Source organism: Actinopolyspora mortivallis (genome assembly GCF_003001495.1).
Taxonomy (GTDB): domain Bacteria; phylum Actinomycetota; class Actinomycetes; order Mycobacteriales; family Pseudonocardiaceae; genus Actinopolyspora; species Actinopolyspora mortivallis_A.
This window is the reverse complement of sequence record NZ_PVSR01000009.1, coordinates 51,452-68,114: the sequence shown is the minus strand read 5'-3', so window position 1 is coordinate 68,114 and position 16,663 is coordinate 51,452. Positions and strand designations below refer to the sequence as shown.

Annotated in this window: 13 protein-coding genes and 1 pseudogene; 4 read left to right on the top strand and 10 right to left on the bottom strand. The window is 63.8% G+C overall.

The genetic code is table 11. The features are described 5' to 3' along the window. Positions 1 to 67 precede the first annotated feature (67 nt). From CEP50_RS08525 to CEP50_RS08510, 4 genes are all read right to left on the bottom strand, one after another. On the bottom strand, positions 68 to 1,321 hold the full coding sequence (locus CEP50_RS08525) for an MFS transporter (RefSeq protein ID WP_106113395.1): 1,254 nt from the start codon (positions 1,319 to 1,321) through the stop codon (positions 68 to 70). Next, complete coding sequence (locus tag CEP50_RS08520; RefSeq protein ID WP_181188280.1) at positions 1,318 to 2,565, bottom strand: ATP-grasp domain-containing protein; 1,248 nt, start codon at positions 2,563 to 2,565, stop codon at positions 1,318 to 1,320. Before CEP50_RS08520 ends, CEP50_RS08525 begins: the two co-directional genes overlap by 4 nt. Before the next feature lie 45 nt (positions 2,566 to 2,610). Next, complete coding sequence (locus tag CEP50_RS08515; protein ID WP_106113393.1) at positions 2,611 to 3,270, bottom strand: hypothetical protein; 660 nt, start codon at positions 3,268 to 3,270, stop codon at positions 2,611 to 2,613. A gap of 66 nt (positions 3,271 to 3,336) precedes the next feature. Next, a complete protein-coding gene (locus CEP50_RS08510; protein WP_106113392.1) occupies positions 3,337 to 4,569 on the bottom strand; it encodes a hypothetical protein in 1,233 nt (410 codons plus the stop codon). A 354-nt stretch (positions 4,570 to 4,923) separates the two neighbouring features. Here CEP50_RS08510 and CEP50_RS08505 point away from each other — a divergent pair, with 354 nt between their 5' ends. Next, the gene (locus tag CEP50_RS08505) at positions 4,924 to 7,569 is read left to right on the top strand and encodes an ATP-binding protein (protein ID WP_181188279.1); all 2,646 of its coding nucleotides are present in this window, start codon (positions 4,924 to 4,926) and stop codon (positions 7,567 to 7,569) included. 293 nt (positions 7,570 to 7,862) lie between these two features. Continuing rightward, complete coding sequence (locus CEP50_RS08500; RefSeq protein WP_106113390.1) at positions 7,863 to 8,396, top strand: DUF488 domain-containing protein; 534 nt, start codon at positions 7,863 to 7,865, stop codon at positions 8,394 to 8,396. A gap of 50 nt (positions 8,397 to 8,446) precedes the next feature. Here CEP50_RS08500 and CEP50_RS08495 read toward each other — a convergent pair whose 3' ends face one another. Next, positions 8,447 to 10,069, bottom strand: a complete 1,623-nt coding sequence (locus CEP50_RS08495; RefSeq protein ID WP_106113389.1) for an adenosine deaminase family protein — start codon at positions 10,067 to 10,069, stop codon at positions 8,447 to 8,449. A 181-nt stretch (positions 10,070 to 10,250) separates the two neighbouring features. Here CEP50_RS08495 and CEP50_RS08490 point away from each other — a divergent pair, with 181 nt between their 5' ends. After that, entirely contained in the window at positions 10,251 to 11,045 is a 795-nt protein-coding gene (locus CEP50_RS08490) for an exodeoxyribonuclease III (RefSeq protein ID WP_106113388.1), read from the top strand. A 333-nt stretch (positions 11,046 to 11,378) separates the two neighbouring features. Here CEP50_RS08490 and CEP50_RS08480 read toward each other — a convergent pair whose 3' ends face one another. From CEP50_RS08480 to CEP50_RS20870, 4 genes are all read right to left on the bottom strand, one after another. Then, a complete protein-coding gene (locus CEP50_RS08480) occupies positions 11,379 to 11,906 on the bottom strand; it encodes an alpha/beta fold hydrolase (protein WP_258175062.1) in 528 nt (175 codons plus the stop codon). Positions 11,907 to 11,924: 18 nt separating this feature from the next. After that, on the bottom strand, positions 11,925 to 12,350 hold the full coding sequence (locus CEP50_RS08475) for a hypothetical protein (protein WP_106113386.1): 426 nt from the start codon (positions 12,348 to 12,350) through the stop codon (positions 11,925 to 11,927). A gap of 430 nt (positions 12,351 to 12,780) precedes the next feature. After that, the gene (locus CEP50_RS08470; RefSeq protein WP_106113385.1) at positions 12,781 to 13,341 is read right to left on the bottom strand and encodes a hypothetical protein; all 561 of its coding nucleotides are present in this window, start codon (positions 13,339 to 13,341) and stop codon (positions 12,781 to 12,783) included. 786 nt (positions 13,342 to 14,127) lie between these two features. Beyond that, the gene (locus CEP50_RS20870; protein ID WP_106113384.1) at positions 14,128 to 14,253 is read right to left on the bottom strand and encodes an ALF repeat-containing protein; all 126 of its coding nucleotides are present in this window, start codon (positions 14,251 to 14,253) and stop codon (positions 14,128 to 14,130) included. A gap of 117 nt (positions 14,254 to 14,370) precedes the next feature. On the opposite strand from CEP50_RS20870, the pseudogene CEP50_RS08460 reads away from it, so the two are divergent. Continuing rightward, positions 14,371 to 15,167: pseudogene (locus CEP50_RS08460) on the top strand (transposase family protein); the annotation flags it as partial. A 597-nt stretch (positions 15,168 to 15,764) separates the two neighbouring features. On the opposite strand, the gene CEP50_RS19825 reads toward CEP50_RS08460, so the two are convergent. Then, the gene (locus CEP50_RS19825; RefSeq protein WP_146134763.1) at positions 15,765 to 16,397 is read right to left on the bottom strand and encodes a hypothetical protein; all 633 of its coding nucleotides are present in this window, start codon (positions 16,395 to 16,397) and stop codon (positions 15,765 to 15,767) included. Positions 16,398 to 16,663: the final 266 nt, after the last annotated feature.

The window sequence follows — 16,663 nt, the reverse complement described above, 5'->3', positions numbered from 1 at the left end:
GTCTCGCGTCGGAGAGGCAGTCCGCGCGGCAGCCGTTCCAGCTCCGTTCGGACGCAGGTCTCGGTCATCACGGGGTGACGGAGCGGGATGGCATGGCCACGTATGTGACGAGTGCTGCAGCCAGCGCAACGGCTCCGCACACCAGCCAGAACGCTGAACCCACGGCGCTCCACAGCGCCACTCCCAGCGCTGGCCCTGCTGCCGCTCCCAGCCCGAACATCCCCTGTGCGGCCCCGAGATATCGACTGCGCAGCTCCTCCGGGGCTGCCTGTGCCGGATAAGCGGTCATCGTGGGGGAACCGAGAATTTCGCCGAGGGACCACACGGCGGTCACCAGAATCACGGAGGTGACGGTCAGCGGCAGGGCATACGCTGTCATTCCCAGTCCGACCAGTACGATCCCGGCCACGGCCGCTGTCCGGGCCGCCCATCGCTGCACCCATCGGGTCACCAGCAGCTCGCATCCGATCACGATCGCACCGTTGAGCGAGACGCAGACGCCGTAGACGGCCGTCGAAAGACCCAGATCGTGAATCGTGAGGGGAAGTGTGGACAGGTACTGGTTGTACACTGCGGAGAACCCGAGGATGCCGGCCAGGAACAGCAGAAACCGACGATCGCGGAGCAGAGCGACGTACCCCGTGGAGCGTGCTGCCGTTCCGCCCTCCGAAGTCGTCTCCCGGTGGGGTGAACCTCCCGCTTCCGATTTCGGCAAGTCCTCGGGAACGAGGAGCCATCCCATGATTACGACGATCAGCGCCGCAGCTCCTTCCACCCAGAACAACGCGGTGTAGGAGTGGGCCACGAGAGCGGTGCCGATCAGCGGTGCGGCGGTGGTGCCGATGTTGGTCGCCAACCGATACATGGCGAACACCAGCACCCGACGGTCGGGAGCCGTGAAGCGGCTGACCACTTCGGCCGAAGCCGGGCGGTAGAGTTGACTCGCCGTCCCCACCGCGGTCGCGACCACCACAAGGCTGAGGTAGGTGGGTGTGTAGAGGATCGCCACGGTGCACACCGCCGTCGCGGCCATGGACAGGATGATCGAGGCGCGGGTGCCGATTCTGGCGGTCAGCCATCCGCCGCCAATCGTGCCGATCACCGCTCCGACGCCGAGGAATCCGAGAGCGATTCCCGCCTGTGTCTCTGTGAATCCGCGCTGCACGGCGTAGAGCACCAAGTAGATCTGGAGGAAGCCGCTGAGCCGGTTCACCATGATTCCGCCGATGACGGCTTTCACCGGCGCCGGTGCCTCCCACCAGCACTCCTTGATCCCCGGTGCTTGCCGGGTGTCGGACTGCGGTTTGGCGTTCGCGTTCATCTCCGCACCTGTTCGGCTGGTTCGAGTAGCACGGCCTCCTCCGCAGCGTCCAGAGCGCTGCGGCACTCGGCTGCGCTCCCGCCGACCGCGACAAGCATGGCGTAGCGGCCGGTGTGTGATGCTGGTGGCAGTTCGAGCACGTGGCCGGGTTGGGCGAGCACTCGGGCCACCTTGATGGCGGGCGGTAAACGGTCGTGGTCGATGGTGATCCGTCCGACGACGGTCTCCACCTCCGGATACAGAAAACGCACCGCTGCGGCCTCGTGGTTCGCGGTCCCCGGAACAGGGCGGTGCCCCAGAGCCAGTTCCGCTGCGGCCAGCCCCGCGTCGATTCCGGTGGTAAGCAGCCCGAGATAGGAGATGAAATCTCCTCCGCTGCGCGCGTTGATCTCCACGAGTCGTGGGCCCCGGGAGGTGAGACGCCACTCCGAGTGGGTCCAGGCACGGGTCAGTCCCACGGCTTTGTGCACCAGGGCCAACGCTTCACGTAACTCCGTGTCCTCGAGGATCGGATCAGCGCGGTCCACACTGTGTCCGATTTCCTCGAAGTTCGGAGGTGGGCTGAGTTCCTTGCGGGCCACGTAGAGTGGATCGATCTCGTCGTCCCAGACGAGCGTGTCCACGCTGATCTCCGGCCCGTCCAGGTACTCCTCGACCAGGACCGGATCCGTGAAACGTTCCCGGACTTCCTCCATGGTCAGGCTCTGGGTGGTCGGGAAGAGCGTGTCGAGCTCACTCCGTGACCGCGCCAGTCCCACTCCGGTGCTGCCGACCATGGCCCGTGGTTTGACCACCACGGGATAACCGGTCCGTTCGGCCGCCGCGCGCGCTTCGGCCAATGTGGACACAGCGGTGGAGGTCGGCTGTGGTCCACCGGCCGCGTCGACAGCCTCGCGTGTCAGATGTTTGTCACGGCATGTCCGGATCACGTCCGGGTCGATACCGGCAAGTCCCAGCGCTCGGGCGACGTGCGCAACCGGCAGAACCCGTGTTTCGTCCCAGCAGACCACGGCGTCGGGACGCAGGGGGCGCGCCGCAGTGATCATCATGTGGGGATCCAGCGTGTCGACGACCGTGTGACCGAGGACGTACGGCCGTTCCCATTCCGGAGGCTGGTCCGTGAAGAGCCAGACTCGGTGGTTTCTCGCCACGGACTCCAACAGATGTCCGCGAGTCTGTTGGTCCATGGCGTTGACCAGCAGCAGCAATGGCCGCTCCGTGTGGCTGGCGCCCGACTCGAACACAGGAGACATGGTGGTTGTTCACCGCTTTCCGCCCACTCAGGACACTTAGGAGTTCGGTTTCGGAGTGCTGGGCACCTCGTCGCAGACGGTCACTTCGGTGTTCGGCGGCAGTACCCGTCGGACAGTGTCGATCGCGGCGACGAAGCGTTCATCGCTCAGCCTCGGTGGGGCGAACACCGAGAAAACCGGGGCAGTGGTGTTCCCACCGACCTGGGTGCGTTTGTCCGGGCCCTGGAACAGGGAGGCGATGACACCGGTGCCATCGCGCAGCACCGGCTCGTGCGCGGTACACGTGATCGGCGAACTCATCCCCTCGAACCGTTCGTGCGCGTCAGCGGTGTCCAGTACGATCTCGCCGTCGATCCTGGCAGCGTCATGCACGCCCATCAGCACTCCCGTCGTCATCTCCGCGTAGAGCAGGGCTCGGACGAGTGATGGTGCCGGAGGCAGTCCCTTCCTGCGGGTTGTGGAGAGTTGGTTCCTCAGGGGGCAGCTGTGCTCCGCCTCTCCGAAGAAATCCTCGAAGGAAGCGATCGTGGTGTCGATCTCCTCCAGGTGTTCCTCCAGCACCGTGTGGACACCCTCGGCCAGTGACTTGATTCGGCGTGAGAACTCCTCGTCGAGGTTCTCGCAGGAAACAGCGGCCAGTCGTATGCCTGGATACCGACTACGGGCCTGCTCGCTGAGTTCGGCTCGTACGAACACTGCTACGATCTCCATCTCGTTGTGGACCGGAAATTCACATGACTGCCCGGACGAGTCGTCAAACGGTCAGTCCGAATCGACACTCTCCGGTGGGCGTATGCGGACTCGTGGCGGCTTCTGGGCAGCCAGGTAAGGATATCCGGAGGTTCCTCCTGATCCGAACGCTCCGGGTGGGAGATAGGAGGGATCGGTCTTGCCCGCGAGCTGTTTTTCGTGGTATTTCCGCCATGCCAGCAGGAGCCGGTCGAGCGTGTAAATCCGATCGCGCAGCTCATGCTCTTCGGAGGTGCCACCGAGCTCAGCGGCCACGGAAACCAGGGGAAGGAAGTCGGGGTTGTCCAGGCGTAGTACCGGACGTACTTCGGGCGTATCGGCGAGTACCTGCCTCTTCTCCGGAAGCACGCCGTACATGTGGGCGTCGAGCTCCTGCCAACTCCGACACTGAACCGCACTCGCATCACCGGTGGCGTCACGGAATCCGAGGAAGTGGTCTGGTGGCATCGCGCGGACGGCGTGAAAGAGTTTGACGAGGGGTGAGGCGAAGGCGGTAGCGTCGGCTATGTGGTCTCCGGACTCCTGCAATGCCTCCGCGTGATACATGGCCAGCGCCTGGCGTACGCAGATCAACGCCCCCCAGAACAAGCACTCACTCATCTGGATGATGCGCAGAAAGGCGACTTCATCGTGGCAGTTCGTCTGCGGAATCGTGAGCAGATGGACGATCGCGCTGACACCGCTCCGATCTTCAGCGATGTCCGACAACCGTCCTGATTCGACCGCTGGAACCTGCGGTGCGTTCCGCACATGTTCCGGGACCAGGGAACTCACGTCCGCCAGGATGTGACTGCGTTTCCGACACACCTCCGGTGACACGTCTTTTTTGTGAATGATTTCCGCCTCTTCCGAGGCGGCGTTGTCGGATGCGATCTGGTCCTCCAGGAGGCGGCGGAAGACGCTCCACACACGGGTCTGGTCGACGGATGTTCCCGTGGAGTCATCCACTCCGATCAGGCGTCGTACCAACGGCACCGCCGCGTATTGTTCGTAGCGCGGTTTCTCGTGTGTCAGGCAGTAGAGCTGTGCCTCGAGGAAGGCTCCGGCGATTTCCACGGCGTCATCGGTGGACTCGGTAGGTAGTGGGATGTCACGTTCCCGGATCGCTCGGGCAGCGGTGGCAGCCCGTTGGACATGGCGGACCAGGCCGCTGTCGTTGGCCACCACCATGCGGCCGTGCCTGTGGGTACGTTCGCTGTAGGCGGCGGCGTTGAACGACGTCAACTCGTCCCAGAGCTCGGACAAGGTAAGTCGCTGCTCCCTTCGTCTCCATGCCTTCCGCACGGGGACTCGCGGCGACTCGTGCGCTGCGAGAGGAACCCACAGCTGCGGTGGTCCTCGTACATCCCCCAGTGCTCGGTCGCTCAGTTTCCGGCGGAAGTGGGCGGTTGAGCGAGCTGTCCGGACAAATCTGGACAGCCACCAGCAGGGCCGCTTCTGCGGCGCGCGGGACGGAGGCAGTCCGTTTGAGCTGGCCTAACATGGATCACGACAGGGTGCGATCAACTCGGATCAGGACGGCCGTGAAAGGTGGTTATGTCCACATTGCGAGATGCTGGTACTTCAGGTCCTCTGCCTGAGCCGGGGCGGCCGCAATCGATGGACGAGTTCGTCGACGCCCTTCGAGACCTGCGGCAGTGGGCAGGAGGGGCTTCTTATCGCGAGCTGGCCCGACGGATGTCGGAGACACCGGACGGCGGCTTCGTGTCGCACAACACTGTCGCGGATCTGTTCAGGTCTGGACGTCGGTGGCTCGACCTCGACCTTGTCGACAGGCTTCTTCGGGCGTTCGGTCTCGAAGCTGAGCAGGTAACCCGTTGGCGGGAAGCCTGCATCGCCGCTCATATTTCGACCAGACAGTTCGAATCCACCGAGGTGTTACGACAGCTGCCGGACGAGTTCTCGGCGTTCGTCGGGCGTGAGCACCAGTTGAGCGAGGTGCTTTCCTGGGCGGAAGCTGACCGGGAGGTCTCCGCGGGCCCGACCGTGGTCTCCGTGGAGGGCATGGGGGGAATCGGGAAGACCCAGTTCGCTGTCCGCGCCGCACACCATCTGATTGAGAACGGACTGTTCGGGGACGCGCAGCTGTACGTCAACCTACGTGGATTCGACCGGGACCGAACTCCACTGAATCCCGCAGAGGTCTTGGACTCTTTCCTGCACCGATTAGGTGTTCCGGGGTCTCGTATTCCGAATGACCTCGACGGCAAGGTGGCGATGTACCGGAGCCGACTCGTTGACCGGGAAACACTGATATTGCTGGACAACGTGGCCAGCGAGGACCAGGTGCGGGAGTTGATTCCTCCTCATCGAAAATGTATGGTGCTGCTTACGAGTCGGCGCAGTCTGGCCGGTCTGGACAACGTGCGCCATGTTCAACAGTCCGTGTTCACCTCCGACGAGGCCGTTGCACTGCTGCGAAAAATTGCTGGCAGTGCTCGTGTTGACTCTGATGTCGAGGCTTCGGAAGAGGTCGTCCGATTATGTGGATACCTCCCCCTCGCGGTTGCGTTGGCCGCTCAGCGATTACGTGCGCGCACAGCGTGGGACGTGTCCGATCTTTCTGACTACCTGGCAGTGCAAGGACTGGAGGGACTCACCGCAGGAGGCAGTGGACTCCAGCCGATTTTCGACCTCTCCTATCATGAGCTCAGCTCGCGGCAACAGCGCTGTTACCGGCTTCTGGCGCTGCATCCCGGGAACACGATCACTCCGGGAGCAGCAGCGGCTCTGACCGGAACGGATGCGGTGTCCGCGCAGAAGACGCTCGAACACCTGCTTGACCAGAACCTGTTGCAGCAGAACTCGCCGGGTGTTTATGAATTCCATGATCTGCTGCGTGCGTACGTCGGAAGCAGGTCGGAGGAGTCCGATCGTGAAGAAGACAGGGAAGCAGCTCTGGAGAGGCTGTTCACACATTACGTCCAGACGTCTTCCCACGCCGTGGGGACTATCTACGAAACTCGCTCCGTCAACGGCGACCTGCGGTTCGACAAGAAATCCTCGTTCTTTCCGTGCGAAAAGGCCGGACAATGGCTCGCTGTTGAACGTGCCAACCTCGTGGCCACGGCTGGAGCGGCGGCGGAGCATGGTTATTCGGAGCACGCTGTCGAACTCGCGCGGATCCTCGCGAACCATATGCAGTCAGGTGGCTATTTCAGGGAAGACGAGATACTTCAGGAAACGGCCATAGCTGCGGCTGAACGCGATGATGACCTGAGAGGAAGGTGTGAGGCATTGTTGAATCTCGGTTCCACGTTCGCGTGGACCGGAAGGTACAAAAATGCTGTGGACTGCCTGAGTCAAGCTGAAACCGGTTTTCTGGAGCTGGCGGAGCACCGGAGATACGCCGAGACGCTGAACACCATCGGGCGGACGTACGACATGTCGAGCCGTCCGCTCTGCGGGATCAAGTATTATCAGCGTTCTTTGCGGGCCTTTACTGATGCGGGGGACACCACGGGAAAAGGACGTGCCATGGTCAACCTGGGATTCGCCTACGAACGCCTCGGTAAGTACCGAGAGGCCCTGAGGTGGGGTGAACGGGGGTTGGACCTCCTGCGTACTGCCAATGCCGAAGGGAGTGTGGGGCGCGCCCTGACGAATGTCGGTCGGGTGCACGCGTGGCTGGGAAACTTCACGTACTCCTTCAGAACTCTGCACGACGCGATAGCAAAATGTCGTGACAACGTAGATGTCCTCGGTGAGGGTGCTGCTTTCAATGCCCTGGCCTTCGCGAACAGGAGAGCAAACCGTCCGGAAGAGGCTTTGGAGCTTCTCGACAGGTCTTATTCGCTTTTTGCGAACACCGGAAACCTGGTGCACGAATGCAGAACCATGGTGGAGTTGGGCACCTGTCTGTTGGCCGTCAAGAAAGCTGATCAATCTCTTGATGTTCTCCAAAAGGCGTTCGAAATCAGTCGGGAGCTGGATGACTGGTTCCTTCGTGGTGATATACTCAACACGTTCGGTGATGTGTATTTATCGGAGAACGAGGCTCAGATATCCCTGGGCTTTCACGGTCAGGCTCTGGAGTTGGCAAAAGCGGGCTCGGATTCCTACAATCAGGCTCGTGCGACGTGCGGTATTGGTGAGGCCTACCTGAGTCTTCGTTCGGGAAGGACTGCCAGACGGTACTTGGAAGAGGCGCGTTCCCGGTTCGTCGATATGGGTGTTGTCGAGAGCTCGCGGGTGGCGGAGTTGCTGAAGAATATTGATCGGGAGGAAGAAATCTATGTGGAGTGAGGGATCCGCGCGATGCGTTTCCCTTTTCGGGGACGGAGAAGACTTCTCGCTCTGAGTTCCGAAGAATTTTACGATTTTCTCGTTCTCAGCGTTCAGTGATGATCTCTTCCGAGAAGTTCGTTTTTGGGGCGGAGCGTCGCAAATCGTGACGGCCCGTGCCGTGGACGACGGTGTGGTTGACCAGCGTTTGTTCGTGGACTCCCCCAGGACCTGCCGTTTTCGCCGCCCGGCCGTGCTGACTTCGACACGCTAGCCTGCCGAACGGGACGCAGGAGTCGTCGTGGGGAGCGGTGATGCGGCTGGTCACGGTCGGGCACGGCACGAGCACCCGGGCCGGGTTCGTCGCGCTGCTGGGCGAGGCCGGGGTCTCCCTGGTGGTGGACGTGCGCAGCGCCCCGGGTAGCAGGCACAATCCCGACTTCACGCGTTCGGAGCTCCGGAACTGGCTTCCCCAGTCCGGCGTGGACTACCGCTGGGACAAGCGACTCGGGGGGTTCCGCACGTCACCGGCGGACTCGCCCGACACGGCCTGCCGCCACGAGGGGTTCCGCGCCTACGCCGCGCACATGCGCACCGCGGAGTTCCGCGCGGCCGTCGACGAACTGCTGACCCCGGCCGCCGAGCACGGGGTGGCGGTGATGTGTGCCGAGAGCGTGTGGTGGCGGTGCCACCGTCGGATGATCGCCGACTACGCGAGTCTGGTGCGCGGCGTGGAGGTCGTGCACCTGATGCACGACGGCGCGCTGCGGGCCCATGCGCCGATGGAGGGCGTTCGGCTGCGGGAGGACGGTCTGCTGGTCTACGACGGCCGCACCCCCGCACCGTGACCGTGCCGGGAACGGAGTCCGCTCCCGGCACGGCAGAGGTGGTGACCGGCTCAGACCCGCCAGGCGTAGCGGGTCTCGAAGGCGTGGAAGGCCACCTCCTGCCGCCACTGCACCCTGGCCTTGGGGCTGGAACGCAGCAGCTTCGCGCAGGACAGCACCGGCACGCCCCGGCCGGGTGCGGTCACGTCGCACTCCGGTTTCATCCGGTGGGAGTCCGTGTCGGCCCACAGGCTCTCACCGGGCAGGAACGCGTGCTCCAGCGAGGCACGCGCGCTGTCCTTGAGCTGCGAGTAGCTCAGCCCGAAGTCGGCGGCGGCCCGCCGGTACTCGGCGGTGATGCTGCTGCGCGACACCCCGGGGTCGTCGGTGGCCAGAGCCACCGGCACGTCGTGCTCCAGGTAGGTCGGCAGCGGGTGCTCCTCGGGGCCGCAGACCCGCAGGATCTGGCAGTTGCTGGTCAGCGGAGCCTCGACCGGGATGTCGTTCTCGGCCATGTGGTCGGCCAGCTTCCGCCACTCGTCCTCGTGACGCAGGTCGATGCCGTGGCCGATCCGGTCGGCTCCGGCGATCCGCACGGCCTGGTCGATGTGGTAGGTCAGCTCCTCGGGCTTGACCAGTCCCGGCACCAGCTCACCGGCGTGCAGCGTGACCGACACCCCGGGGTACTGCTCGCTCAGGTACTCGATCATCCGCATGTGCAGCGTGTAGTCCCGCAGCGAGATCTCGTGGTCCTCGGGCTGGACCATGTTGACACCCACGAAACGGGGGTCGCTCTGCGCGAGTTCGAAGCCGAGCAGCAGCTGGGTGAAAACGCTCGCGGGGGTGTTGGCCCGCGCGACCTGGTAGTTCAGCCGGATCTCCACGTCGCATCCCGGGCGGGCCCGCGGGGTTCCGCAGTGCAGCAGCTCCCGGTAGCGGGCGAAGTCCCGGTCGGTCTCCGCGCGGGCGGCTCGTTCGATCTCGTCCAGCCCCTCGCGGAGCAGTACCTTCCGCAGCCGCCGGAAGTCCCGTTCGGAGTGCGGGTCGAAGCCGACGCGCTCGACCAGCTCCCCACGGGCCTCGGACTGCCTGGACAGCAGTGTTTCCAGGTAGAACTGGTTCTGCTCGGCGAGATCACCGGCGACCTCGGCGAGCATGTCGCCGTCCCGGCCCTCGTTGGCGGCCCAGAACTTGCCGAAGGTGGCGAAGAAGTGGTCGTGGCCCGACTCCTCACCTCCGGGTTCGAATCCCTCCATCGACCAGGCCTCGATCACCTGCCGACGGAACTCCGGGTCGCTCACCGCGTCCGAGGCCGGACGCTGTCCCTCGGTGCAGGGGGCGAGGGAGGACTGCATGGTTTCGGCGTCGATGCAGCGCCCGTCCTCGGCGGCGTAGCGGATCAGCGACTCGGTGGAGACCGCACCGGACAGGTGGTTGTGCAGGTCCCCGCCCTTGGGCATGGCCCGGGCGAACTCGGTGAGCTTCTCCGGTTGGGAACGGATCTCGTCCAGGTACTGGTTCACCAGGCACTCCCGGTCCCAGGGGGCGCACTCGGCGGCCCGGGCCGGGGTGGTGGACAGGGCGGGGAACGAGACCGCGGTCAGCAGGGCCGCCGCGGCCAGTCCCGTGACGCGCGGGATCCGGCCTCGACGACCGGGACGCCGCGTCCGGTTCCTCGTGTGTGTGGACAGCATGTGGCTCCAGCAACGGTTTTCCTCTTCCGAGTCGATCACTCTCGTCGATCACGCCTGCCGGCGCCACAGGGGGGTGATCATGTCACCCGATGAGAGGGTGCTCCGCCTCCACAGCGGTCGGGAACGCCCGCCGGGGCCACCTGCGGAAGGACTGTGCGGCCGCGTCGTTATCCTCGGGCGCGTGCTGACTGTCTCGACGGTGAACGTGAACGGCCTGCGTGCGGCCGCGAAGAAGGGGTTCGTCGAGTGGCTGGCCGCCACCGACGCCGACGTGGTGTGCATGCAGGAGACCCGGGCCGAGTACGAGCAGCTTCCGGAGGCGGTGCGTGCTCCCGAGGGGTGGTACACGCTGCTGGCTCCCAGCGCGGACAAGGGACGCAGCGGGGTCGCCGTGTACAGCCGTCACCAGCCGCTGGAGCGCCGGATCGGGTTCGGCTCGGAGGAGTTCGACACCAGCGGCAGGTACGCCGAGATCGAGCTGGATCAGCTGATCGTGGGCAGCCTCTACCTGCCCAGCGGGGAGGCCGGGACTCCCAAGCAGGACGAGAAGGAACGGTTCATGGAGCAGTTCCTGCCGTACCTGCGCGAGCTGCGTTCCCGCGCCGAGCAGGCGGGCAAGGAGGCGCTGGTCTGCGGTGACTGGAACATCGCCCACCAGGAGATCGACCTGAAGAACTGGAGGAACAACCGGAAGGTGGCCGGGTTCCTCCCCGAGGAACGGTCCTGGCTGAGCAGGGTGTTCGACGAGCTCGGCTATGTGGACGTGGTCCGGCGGTTGTTCCCCGAGGGGCCGGGGCCCTACTCCTGGTGGTCCTACCGGGGCAAGGCCTTCGACAACGACTCGGGGTGGCGGATCGACTACCACGTGGCCACCGGTGGGTTGGCCGAGCGTGCCGGCAGCGCCGTGGTGGAGAAGGCGCCCTCCTACGACAAGCGGTGGAGCGACCACGCGCCGGTGACGGTCTCCTACGCGTGATCCGGCCCGGGACCGTCTTATGCGAGGTCGTGGGGAGAGCTTGTCGTGATCGCTCCGGCCGGCCGAACCTGTGACCGTGAGACTTCACGAGGTGACCGAGCGCGAAGCCGACGACTGTCCGGCCGCCTACGTCTCCGACCGTGGCACGGCCGTAGTCCGGAGGAACCCGGTTGAGGTCGGGACGGAAGGACTCACCCTTGGTGCCGGGGATGGGACGTGTTCTCCCGTGTGGCCCGGTGCCGGGGAGAGCGAGGAGGGGAGCGTACGGCTACCGGGTCACAGTGGGTTTCCGCAGTCTGGCCCGGTTCACCGTGACACCGACCCGTCGGGTTCTCACGAGCGGGTCAGGAATCCTTCCATCAGCGCGACCATCGCCAGTGGGACCTCCTCGGGCGCGTAGTGTCCGGCGTCGGCGAACACCTCGAGTTCGGCGTTCGGGTACCAGCGCAGCCAGGTCTTCCGCATCACCTCGGGCGGGAGTGCCTTGTCGTGCGCGCCGGCACACACCAGCACCGGTGTCTCGGTGCCCGCGATCCGCTCGTGGATGTCGGTGCCCGCCCACGAGTCCAGGTAACGGCGGAAGGCGTTCCGGTCGCTGCGTTCCACCGAACGACGCACGGCGGCCTCCAGCCAGGGTTCGGGGAGTCTGTTCCCGGAGGTCATGTCGATGATGGCCCTGCGGTTCTGCGGGTTCCAGGCGGCTGCGGCGAACAGTTCCCAGCTCTCCTCGTCCAGGGGCACCCCCGACGCGGGAACGGGTGAGATCCCGACCAGGCAACGCAGCCTGTTCGGGGCCTTGAGCAGCACGTGCTGGGCGATCATTCCTCCCATCGAGTGCCCGATCACGGAGAACTCGGGCAGTTCAAGCGCGTCGGCGGTTCATTGCGTTTCGCTGAGGACAAGGCTCAACCCGCCGCAGAAGGCGAGCACCAGTCCGGACACGTAGGCGATGTAGATCGGACGATCGGTCGTGCGCAGTCTGGCCCGAATCAGCGCTGCCGTGCCCAGCGAGCCGTGCGTGTAAATGGCGGCGAAAAACCCGACCTGAGTCCAGGTGATCGCTGCTCCGCCGAGCAGGTATCCGCACAGCTGACCCGCCAGAGCCGCCCCCAGGATCGTGAACATCCCTTCGAAGTGGTCTTCGTGACCGAACAGCTGATCCACGAACCGGTTCCCTTTGCCGGTGGTCGCGGTGGTCGTTTTTCTCGCGACTGTGACCCACCAGTTCCGGACACGTGAGAAGAGCAGGAAAAACATCACCAGGACCGACCAGGCGAGGGTCACGGCGAAGGTGATCGTGAACAATATTTAACCTCGAAAAATCTTGTGGAACACCAGGCCGGATACCAGGATACACGTCCACGATCAGTGGACGTGTATCCTAGCATTCCGCTAGTCAGCATTTATCCTTAATATAGTTGACTCCGACCAATTCTTTTTCTAGGATTCCGATGTCGCTCCGTGATTCTTCCCAGGGGGTTTTCCGATCTTTCCTGGTGAAGGATCGAAGCAGCTTGGTCGTCTCTTTCTCTCCCCCGAGTCCTCGGATTGCCCGTATTCCTTGTAGGGCTTTCGCGCTGGGAATGCCAAAGCTGATCGCTGCCATCCCAACTCCGATCAAACAACTCCAGGGGATATTCTTCAATAAGCTGCCGATGCTGCTACCGACGTCCTTGAAGAAGTCGCCAACATCGCTGAAGAAGCTTCCAACACCGTCCAGCCAAGAACCATCGCTCTACGAGGCGGTCGCGTATGTGGCGAGCCGAATTTCGGTTTCAGTGGGTTCCGGTCTGTTGTTGATTTTGGCATCGTACTCGGGTTGGTTTTTGGCGATTGCATCCCGCAGAGCTTGGTGTGCCGCTTCCGCCGCTTTGCGGGCGACATCGGCTGAGTTCGCTGTTTGCTCGGCCGAAGCCTGCGCGTTGTCCGCCGTGGTCTGCGCCTGCGCGGCGTAGTCAGCGGTTTGGAGAGCCAGATATTGGTTCTCCGCGATACGGGCTTCCTCCGCCTCGCGCGCCAGATCGACAACCTTGCGTGCCTGCATGGCCGCTTCGGTCGAGGCGTTCGCCGCTTCGATGGCCGCATTCGCGTGCGTGGTCGCCGCCTCGGCGGCGTCTTCGGATTCGCCCGCATGTGCGGCCGCGTCCTCCGCTGCCGCGGCGGCGTTGCGGGCGTGTTGCGCGGATGAGTTCGCTGCCGCCGCCGTGTCGTCGGCCGCCTGCGCGGATCGGTTCGCCAGTTCGGTGGCGGCGTTCGCGGCCTTGGTGGCCCGCTGCCGCCGCGTTGCGTGCCGCACTCGCCGCCTCCTGGGCTGCGGTCGAAGAGGCCCGTACCGCGTTTCCTGCCTGCTGAGCAGCGGTTGCTGCATGCTCCGAGCCTGTGGCCGCGTTCCGCGCGGCTTGGGCCGCCTGACGGGCCGCGTCCGCCTGACTGGCGTCCATCGCGGCCGCCGAAGCCGCGGAATAAGCCCGTGAAGCCGCCTGACCGGCGGAGCTCGCCGCAGTCGCCGCACGCGATGCGGCATTGGCAGCGGAGCGGGCAGCCTGGTCCGCTGTGGCGGAAGCGGTGGTCGCTACCTGTGCTGCCTGGCGAGCGGTGTCAGCGGCGATCCTCGCGGCGGCGGTCGCCCGAGCCGTATCACCCTTTGCGGCCTCGATTTCCCGTCGCGCTCGTTCCGCGGCTTCCCTGGCTTCAGCGGCAGCCTTCACCGCACGCTCGGTGGGCGCTTCCGCCGCAGCCGTCTTTCGTCGGGCTTCCGCACCGGCCTTTTCGGCACGTTCGACGAGTTCGGTAACGGTGGCCTTCTCCGTGTCCCGTGCCTGCGCGACTTCCAGTTCGCGGTTCAGGAACCGGTTGAAGACGGCTTCGGTGTCGGCCTGTAGCGCCCGTTCAGCGGCTTGCTTCACGTGCGGGCCGCCGTTGACCTTGGATCGCACCACCCGTACCCGTAAATCGTGGTACCGGGCCTCTTTCCAACCCGTTTTCAGGAACTTCTCATAGGCTTCGGTGGTGTCGGCTTGCAAGACCTCTTCGGTCGCACTCCGCATTCTGGCGCCAGCGTTGGCCTTCAGCCGCACAACCGTCAACCGCAGATCGCGGTAGTGAGGTCCTTCCATCCGGTGTCCACGAAATTCTGTAATGCTTCGAGAGTTCCTTCGTTCAATGTCGCGTTGACCACCTGCTTCATGGTAGGACCACCGCTGGACATCAGTCGCGTAATGAGGTTTTCTCAGTGGTGAGGCTTCGGAGGGGTGCTCGACAGGCGTGAAGCCCCTGGTAAGGGTTGTTCCGATCAAAGACCAACTCGCTAAACCAGAGGCTTCATGTGATTACCTATCGTGTCACGCTCGATGTGCCCCGGGAACTGGCCTGGCATCTGGCCGGGCTGTTGCGTGCTGACCAGCGGAAACGAGGGCGCCGGAAGGGCAGGAGGGCCTTGTCGGTGTTTTGGCATGCGGTGCTGGTGCTGCGCTGGTTCCGCGACGGCACTCGGGTGGCGCAACTGGCCGTCGACGCCGGGATCGGAATCTCGACCGCGTACCGTTATCTCCACGAAGCCATTGAGGCACTGGCTGCGCACGCTTCCGACCTGCCCGATGTCCTGGCGCACTGCCTGCAGGAAAACACTCCTCACGTGGTGCTGGACGGTAAACGTGTTCCTACCGACCGAGTCGCTGCCCGCGTCGAAGGCGGGCACCATCTGTGGTATTCCGGTCAACACAATCAGTTCGGCGGCACTATCCAGTTCGTGTCCGCACCGGACGGGTTCCCCTTGTGGTCCTCCGAGGTCAACCCTGGCTCGACAGTGGATCTGCCCGCTGCCACCGACCACGCGCTGGGCGCCCTGTACTACGCCGCCAGTCAGGGACTACCGACCTTGGCCGACAAGGAGTACCAAGGCGCCGGGATCGGCATCCACACTCCGATCAAACGCCCACGCAACGGTGCTGTTCCCGCCGCCGACAACAGCTCCTACACCATGCTGCTGACCCACCTACGCTGCCTCGGCGAACGCGCCATGGCTCTGCTCACCACACGATGGAAAGCCCTGCAACGCATCACGCTGTGCCCCAGTGTATCGGCGACATCGTCCGCGCCGCCCTCGTACTCACCCACACCGAACACGGCAAAACTCACCGAGAAAACCTCACTGGAGACGATCGCGGCGTATTCAACCCCGATCGGGTCTCGTATCAGTACCACGCCTCATCGTTGTGGACGCTGTGGGCGATCCTCGGACTTCCCGAGCCCGGCCATCCGGAAGCTTCGATCGCGATCGAAACCCCGGCTTCGGCGTGCTGGCTACCTGAACGACTTGCCCGCCCGGTGTTCGTCCGGCCGCTAGAAGGACAGGCCCGGAGAAGTCTTCTCAGAAGCTCTCAGGGCAGGTGAAAGTCTATTGTTGTCGCGAATGGGGTGAGGTTCTCGACGAGTCCACGAAGCCTCAATGGTGTACTGGAGCAAGCGACGACCACGTTTCACAAGGCTTCTAGCGTTAGTCAGTGGCGGCAACGATCATCGTGAAACGATCCATCGATGTCTTCTCGATATGCGAGATTCCTTTCGGTTCCCCATCGGGAGAAACGCCCCGCACTCTCTCCTCAATTCGGGGTGAGGGCGGGGCGTGTGTCGACACCGTTCCTCCTGAAGTGATCATGGTCGGGCCGAGAGCGCGGTGCCGAGCTCAGCCGCCGCGGCTTCCGCGGCGGCTGAGCAGACTCAGTCGACGATCAATTGACCGCCGGTCAGAGACACACTCTTGAGGCTGTTGTCGAGGCAGGATCCCTCTATATCAGCGACATCGGTGGGTGCTGCCGTGATGGTTTTTCCTGCCAGGATTCCACTTGTGATGTCGGCGGTGAGCTCGACGGTCTGCGTGCCAACATTCACCGTCGCGCTGAAGTCTATCTTGCTGGTGCCATTGCTCAGGTCATCTTTGGTCCAGATCAACTTTTCGTCTGTGCCGGTAATGGTGGCTACGTTCGTCGTCCCGTTGCACGTTGTCGTGCTGTTCGCGCGTTTCTGCACGAACACCTGCAGTTCGGGGTGGCTACCGTCTGGTGACTCACAGTTTACCGCTGCGGTATTGACTCTCGTCTTGCCCGAGTTGGGCAGATCCGTGGTGAAATCGCTATTGAACGCGCACGTGAGTGTGGATACAGCTTTCTCGGAGTCGGCCGCTTTGTGTTGCCCGGAAGCGACGGGGGCGAGGAATAAACCACCGACCAGCGTAGCGACAGCGGCAACCATGACCGTAGGCCTGCGAAAAGAGTTCATCGTCGATCCTTTCTGGACATAAGCTCGCACGTCTCGACCCGATCGACGCTCGGGACAATACTCAAGTTCGATCATGTCGTAGATATTGATCGTGTTAGTGTGAATACGTTCAGTACACCCCCGTTCGGGTGATCATGCCGTTATGATGTGTCAGCACGGTGGATTGGTTCAGGGCATCACTGTTAGTGGTGCCCGAACTGTCGACGTGCGGGAATAGGGGACTCGAATGGAGATAGCGGCGTGTCGACTCGTGATGGGTCACTGCGTACTCCGTGCTCCGCCGTTTCCTCGTTCGCGTTTCCCCGGCTGTTGAATCCCGTGCGGTCTTTCACGGATACCCT